The sequence below is a fragment of the Marinobacter sp. UBA2498 genome (assembly GCF_002341575.1).
In the GTDB taxonomy this organism is placed as follows: domain Bacteria; phylum Pseudomonadota; class Gammaproteobacteria; order Pseudomonadales; family Oleiphilaceae; genus Marinobacter; species Marinobacter manganoxydans.
Genome location: NZ_DDOI01000073.1, coordinates 1 through 5,312 on the forward strand (window position 1 = coordinate 1; position 5,312 = coordinate 5,312).

Genomic DNA, 5,312 nt, shown 5'->3' on the forward strand with positions numbered 1-5,312 from the left:
GGTACATCTTGACGGTCTTGGAGCCCGGCGCCAGGGAGGTTTTCACCCAGGGCTTGCGGGTCAGCCCTTTCTCCACCGCTTTCTGCGCCATCAGGCCGGCGGCCATCATCACGCTGGGGTTGGAGGTGTTGGTGCAGGAGGTAATCGCCGCGATCACCACGTCGCCGTGATCCAGATGGAAGGTCTCGCCGTCCATGGTCACTTCCACGCCGCTGCCCGGCTCGTGGTTGCCGATGGCGGTCTGGCCGCCTTCGCCCTCGAGCTTGCTGATCTCCTCGTCGTTGAGTTTCAGCTCCTGGCTGATCACGTCGATGATGGTGCGTTTCACCTCGGTCATCGGCACGCGGTCCTGGGGCCGCTTCGGGCCGGCCAGGCTGGGCACCACGTCGTCCAGGTCGAGCTCCAGCACGTCGCTGAATTCCGGGTCCGGATCGTCGCTGGAGCGCCACAGGCCCTGGGCCTTGCAGTAGGCTTCCACCAGCGCGATGTCGTCCTTGGGTCGGTTGGTCAGCTCCAGGTATTCGATGGTGCGCTCGTCGATCGGGAAGAAGCCGCAGGTGGCGCCGTATTCCGGGGCCATGTTGGCGATGGTGGCCCGGTCTGCCACCGGCATGTCCTTCAGGCCGTCGCCATAGAACTCCACGAACTTGCCCACCACGCCTTTCTTGCGCAGCATTTCGGTGACGGTGAGCACCAGATCTGTTGCGGTGATGCCCTCACGAAGCTTGCCGGTGACCTTGAAGCCCACCACTTCCGGAATCAGCATGGAGACGGGCTGGCCCAGCATGGCGGCTTCCGCTTCGATGCCGCCAACGCCCCAGCCAAGAATGCCCAGGCCGTTGATCATAGTGGTATGGGAGTCTGTGCCCACGAGGGTGTCCGGGTACGCGATGGTCTTGCCGTCCTGGTCCTTCTGCCAGACGGTCTTGCCGAGGTACTCCAGGTTCACCTGGTGGCAGATACCCGTGCCCGGCGGCACCACACGGAAGTTGTCGAAGGCCTGCTGGCCCCAACGCAGAAATTCGTAACGTTCCTGGTTGCGCTCCATCTCGATGGTAACGTTGTCCTTGAACGCAGAGGCGTCGCCAAAATTGTCCACCATCACAGAGTGGTCGATCACCAGGTCCACCGGCGACAGCGGGTTGATCATCGCCGGATCCTTACCGGCTGCCTTGACCGCCTCACGCATGGCAGCCAGGTCGACGACGCCGGGCACGCCGGTGAAATCCTGCATTAACACGCGGGCAGGCCGGAACTGGATTTCAGTGTCGGAACAGCGATCCTTCATCCACTGCACCATGGCATCAATGTGGCTTCTGTCCACGGTGGTGCCATCCTCATTGCGCAGAAGGTTTTCCATCAGCACTTTGAGCGAAAACGGCAGGCGATTCAGGTCGCCGAGGGTGTCCGCAGCCTTGGGCAGGCTGTAGTAATGAAAGGTTTTACCGCCAGCATCCAGGCTGGAAAGGGTATTCAGACTGTCTTTACTGAGACTTTCGTTCGACATGTGGTGCCTCCTTTTTCGTCGTTATCCGCGTAGTCCGGAAGGCTCTTTCGAAGCCCTTTCAGCAACGCATCGACCGGGAAAGCAATCCCATACCGGGCAATAGCCTGATGAAAGGACTCCACAGCATGAAGTCACCTTTAACTATTGCAGCAATTAACGAGAGTTCAACCGCGGGCCGGTGAATGTTCGGCATCAGCGCGGTGAATATCAGACCAACGTCGGAGAGCCGGACGACTCTCCGACATCAGTTCCTGGAAGGTTTAGATGCGATACAGCTTCACCAGTTCATTCAGTTTTTCGGTGACCGCCTCAAGGTCTGAAGCCATGGTTCTGACCCGCTCCGCCTCGGATACCACATCGTTGTTCCGGTTGGCGATGGAATGGATGTTCTCATTGATCTGAAGCGACGTGGCTGCCTGCTCTTCCGAGGCCGATGCGATCTGGTAATTCATTCGCGAAACCTCGCCGATGGCTGCTTCAACCTCACGGATTGCCTCGCCGGTTTCCCGCATTGCCCGGGTGGATTCGGAAGAGCGTGTACGCCCCATTTCCATGGATGCCTTGGTGGCTTCGGAGATTTCACTCAATTCGCCCACTGTCGTCCGAATCTGATCGGTAAACTCCTGGGTGCGAAGGGAAAGCGCCCTTACTTCATCCGCTACCACTGAAAATCCACGGCCATGGTCTCCGGCCCTCGCGGCTTCGATGGCGGCGTTCAGGGCCAGCAGATTGGTCTGCTCGGAGATCGCATTGATCGAGCCAACGACTGAGGAAATGGATTCGATTTTTTCGCCCAGCTCATCGACCCTTTTAGCACTGCTCTCCAGCGCCTCATCGGTTGCCTCAGTCAGTTTTGAGGCGTTAGCCATGGCTTCACCGCCCCGGTTGGCAGCGCCAGAAGCATTGCTGGCCGCATCGGACGCCAACTGCGCGTTACTGGCGACTTCCTGGATACTGGCGGACATTTCATTGGTAGCCGTGGCTGCCTGATCGGTCTGCACCTGCTGCTCGCTGGCAATCTGCGTGGTCGTGTCACTGACACTGGTCATGTCATCGGCGTTTGAGCGCAGCTGTTCTGACAGCTCACGGAGCTTGGCGATCAACTCGACAAACCGCTCGAGCATGTTATTGAACGACCCAGCCGTCACGCTCTTGTCTGCATCGTCGAGACGGGCCGTGAGGTCTTTATCGGAATCGAACCCGCGGATAATCTCGATAATCTGAATGGACTGCCTCTGCTCCGCGCCCATTCGGATTGCGAAGAAAACCAGAATCGCCGCCTCGAAAACCACGAACGCTGCGTGCAGAAACGCGATCGACCAGCTGCAGTCATAATTGAAGATCATCAACGCCATGTTGCCAAAGGATGCACCGCTCAGCTGCAGGCCCGTCAGCGCCAGGTGATGAACGGCAATGGTGCCTGCCGCGACCACCACGGGCAGCCAGTCCCGATAAATGATAACCAGAGCCAGGGCGGCAAAGATGTGGAAATGCATTTCAATGCGCCCCATCTGGGCCTGGATCATGATGGCCGAGAACAGCATCAGGCAGACCGCGAACAACGAGGACAGGGCCCGGGTTCCCCGCATGGTGAAATAACCGGCCGCCGCAATGCCGCCTACCAGTAAAGACGCGACCAGCGCAAAGGTTGTCGCCCCGTAGCCCATCGGGACCAACAGGCCAACCACCGGGATATGAGCCAGAAGAATAAACAACACCTGGCGATCGGTGCGTTCCCGGATTTCAACTTCGTAGGATTGACTTTTTACCGCTGTAGTCATATGGCACTCTCACTCTTATTTTCTTTCAGTAAGCGGCGAAGATCCTGTTCAACCAAGTCAAGATTCAGATCCGGTGAGGCGTAAACCAGTCTTCTCCGGAAGTCTGGTGTCACCACATGCAGCCTTGCACTGTGGGCAATCGAGTCATTCGGTGCACCACCCTGTTTAACGGCAAAATCGTTGTAAGCTGAAGCCAGTTTTTGAGCAGACTGGTGAGTTTCAGGCCTGTGGGACTTGAATGCCGCCCCAAGGCTTTCCGTCGTCTGTTGCAGTGTATCGGGCGTATCGTTTTCCGGGTCGAGGGTGACAAACAGGAACTCCACTGGCGCGTCCTTCAAGCGCTGACTCAAATCCAACAGGTTGACCAATTGGACCGGGCAAACGGTTCCGCACTGGCGATAACCAAAGAAAATAACGGCAAGCCCTTCCTGCGGAGGCTGGTAGCCGATCAGGTTCTCCCCCGGCTCATCAATCGCCATCCCGTAAAACCCGCTGTTGTTGAGCAGCGACGGCATCACCGGGAGCGCAAGTGCCAAAAGGAAAGCTGCGGCGAAAAGCAGAATACTTGTCGTTTTCCTGTTCACTTTTCCTGTCCGTCAAAGAACGCCGCAAGTTTGCAGAGAAATCTGAAACCGGGCTATCGGTGCATTACCTACTGACTAGACCCGGGAACTTGCATTTGCAATCTTTTACGGGCGCCAAAAGCGACAGATCAGTTTTTGTTGTAATGAGAAGTAAACTTTATCGACCGGATTACATCTGGCGCTCGCCATAAAGCTGGGCGTAGAGGCCCTCTCTGGCAATCAGTTCGTCGTGATGACCCTCTTCGATTATCCGACCGTCTTCGAAAACACAGGCGCGATCTGCCTGTTTAACGGCGCTGAGACGATGGGCAATGATCAGGGTGGTGCGCTGCTTGAGGAATGCCTCAAGGTCGCGATGAAGCTGGAACTCGGTTTCCGCATCCAGCGCTGAGGTGGCTTCATCCAGGATTACTACCGAGGGTTCGGAAAGAATCATCCGGGCAATGGCCAGCCGTTGACGCTGGCCGCCAGAGAGGCGCACGCCCTGGCGGCCGATTACCGTATCAAGCTGGTCCTGCATGGCCGCGACCGTGGCATCCAGCTGGGCAATTCGCAGGGCGTCCCAGAGTGCAGCATCGGGTTTATCCCGCCCAAGTGTCAGGTTCTGGCGAACGGTATCGTTGAACAGCGCTGGGTGCTGAAGCACTGTCGCCACATGCTCACGAAGGCACGGCAAGCCGATACGCTGAACCGGCACGCCATCAATCAGCACCTCACCCTGCTGGGGCGTGTACATGCCCAGGATAACCTGAATCAGGGTGGATTTACCGCCGCCACTGGCGCCCACCAACGCCACCTTTTCGCCGGGCGCCAACTCCAGATTGATGCCTCGAAGGACCTCCTCCTCGCCGTAGGCAAAGTGGATATTCCGGAGGGTAAGCCCCACGGTATGCCGGTCGCGGAACGGGTTCTCCAGCGCCGGATAGCGGGGCTCCTCCTTCAGATCCAGCAACCGGTTAATCCGCGCCAGGGCGGCATTGGCGGCGAACCAGGCATACTGCATGTTCAGCATTTCCTGAACCGGCGTCAGCATGAACCAGAGATAGCCGAAAATGGCGAACATCATGCCGATACTCAGGTCGCTGAACAGCACGGTCACCATGGCCGCCGCACGGAAAGCATCAACACCAAACTGGAACAGGGCAAAGCTGGCCCGGCTGGCGGCATCGCTGCGCCACTCAAACTGTATGGAGTGGTCCCGAACGTTGCGGGCGCGGTCAATTAGCTGGCGCAGGTAATGCTTTTCCCGGTTTGCGGCCCGCAACTGATGGATGGCATCCAGTGTTTCAGTGAGGTCTCCCTGGAACTCCTCGTAAGCACTGTTCTCCCGGCGCTTCAGTTCCTTGACCCGCTTGCCGATCAGGATCGTGGCGAAGATCACCAGGGGATTGAACAGCAGAATCAGAAGGGCCAGCTGCCAGTGCACCCAGAGCAGCACCA

General features: G+C 58.1%; 4 protein-coding genes. All 4 read right to left on the minus strand.

Annotated elements, in window-relative coordinates:
• The coding region (gene acnA / locus B2W52_RS10365; protein WP_286802886.1) for an aconitate hydratase at nt 1–1,507 on the minus strand (1,507 nt) is incomplete at its 3' end.
• 260 nt (nt 1,508–1,767) lie between these two features.
• The gene (locus B2W52_RS10370) at nt 1,768–3,288 is read right to left on the minus strand and encodes a methyl-accepting chemotaxis protein (protein ID WP_273069391.1); all 1,521 of its coding nucleotides are present in this window, start codon (nt 3,286–3,288) and stop codon (nt 1,768–1,770) included.
• The gene (locus tag B2W52_RS10375; protein ID WP_286802889.1) at nt 3,285–3,767 is read right to left on the minus strand and encodes an SCO family protein; all 483 of its coding nucleotides are present in this window, start codon (nt 3,765–3,767) and stop codon (nt 3,285–3,287) included. The genes B2W52_RS10370 and B2W52_RS10375 overlap by 4 nt, the downstream gene beginning before the upstream one ends.
• A 274-nt stretch (nt 3,768–4,041) precedes the next feature.
• Nucleotides 4,042–5,312, minus strand: a 1,271-nt coding sequence (locus B2W52_RS10380) for an ABC transporter ATP-binding protein (RefSeq protein WP_286802891.1), incomplete at its 5' end; no start/stop codon positions are given.

What these genes read in the sequence shown, in the direction of transcription:
- B2W52_RS10375 (WP_286802889.1), bottom strand. Translation starts at nt 3,767, where the DNA reads ATGGCGATTGATGAGCCGGGGGAGAACCTGATCGGCTACCAGCCTCCG.
- B2W52_RS10370 (WP_273069391.1), bottom strand. Translation starts at nt 3,288, where the DNA reads ATGACTACAGCGGTAAAAAGTCAATCCTACGAAGTTGAAATCCGGGAA.